The organism is Micromonospora sp. NPDC051296 (assembly GCF_040682255.1).
Taxonomy (GTDB): Bacteria; Actinomycetota; Actinomycetes; order Mycobacteriales; family Micromonosporaceae; genus Micromonospora; species Micromonospora craterilacus.
The window spans coordinates 1-1,249 of the sequence record NZ_JBFBAO010000671.1 but is presented as its reverse complement, the minus strand read 5'-3'; the positions used below and the strand labels follow the sequence as shown (position 1 = coordinate 1,249).

Genomic DNA, 1,249 nt, shown 5'->3' with positions numbered 1-1,249 from the left:
GCTGAAGTCCGACGGGACGCCCGAGTTCAAGTACGAGACCCCGGAGTTCCGCCAGGCGCTGGAGGTCATGGCCAAGATCTACCAGGACGGGCTGGTCCACCCGGATCTCGTGGCCAGCAAGGGCGCGGACAGCGTCCAGTTGTTCGCCAAGAACGGCGCGATCGTCTTCAAGCAGGCCGGCTTCGGTTTCTGGCAGGGCGCCCAGGCCGAGCACCAGAAGGTCAACGCGAAGCTCAACATCCAGCCGGTGCCGATCTTCTCCGCCACCGGCGGGGATCCCCTCGTCTGGGGTGACGACGAGCCGATCTCGTACACCTTCGTCAAGAAGGGTGTCGGCAAGGAGCGCGTCGAGGAACTGCTGCGGATCATGAACTGGTGCTCCGCCCCGCTGGGCAGTCAGGAGGCGCAGCTGCGCGACTTCGGCGTGGAGGGCCAGCATCACACCCGGACCCCGAACGGGCCGGCCAAGACCGACCTGGCGTGGAAGGAGATCGCGAACCAGTACTTCTTCATCAGCGGTCGCAACCCCACGGTCGGCCCCTTCCCGGACACCCCCAACTTCGTCCGGGACGCTCTGGGTTACTCCAACGAGATGGTGAAGTACCTGGAGAAGGACCCCTGGGACGGGGTGAAGCTGGAGATGCCGGCCGCCTACAAGGCCAACCAGGTGCCGACGGAGGACAAGTTCACCGACGTCCTGCGGGGTCGCCGGCCGCTGTCCGACGTCGACGCCATCGTGCAGGAGTGGAAGGCCAGCGGTGGGGAGGAGGCGAGGCGGCTGCTCGCCGACTCGCTGCCCAAGGCTGGATGATGAGCACTCGCAACGCACCCGTCGAGGCCGGGCCCGATCAGGCCCGGCCCGGCGGGCCGACCTCGCCGGCCGCCCGGCCCGGCGTCCACCACACCGGCCGCCGCCGGCGGGTGCCGCTGCGGACCCGGCTGCGTCGCGACTGGCAACTGCTGGCCATGGTCGCGCCGGGCTTCGTGATCCTGCTGGTCTTCAGCTACGTGCCGATCCTCGGCAACGTGATCGCCTTCCAGGACTACAACCCGTACCTCGGGAGCAATCCGTTGGAGGCGTTCCTGCACAGCGACTGGATCGGGTTCGGCCAGTTCCAACTCCTCTTCGAGGACCCCGCGTTCTGGGACGCGTTCCGCAACACCCTGGCGATCACCGCGTTCCAGCTAGTCTTCTTCTTCCCGCTGCCGATCGTGCTGGCGATCATGCTGCACAACCTGCTCTCCAGCC

The 1,249-nt window shown here is 67.3% G+C and carries 2 pseudogenes; both read left to right on the top strand.

Features of this window, described 5'->3' with window-relative positions:
- Window positions 1-811: pseudogene (locus AB0M52_RS34015) on the top strand (sugar ABC transporter substrate-binding protein); the annotation flags it as partial.
- Window positions 811-1,249 (top strand): annotated as a pseudogene (locus tag AB0M52_RS34010) (sugar ABC transporter permease); the annotation flags it as partial. The pseudogenes AB0M52_RS34015 and AB0M52_RS34010, both read left to right, overlap by 1 nt.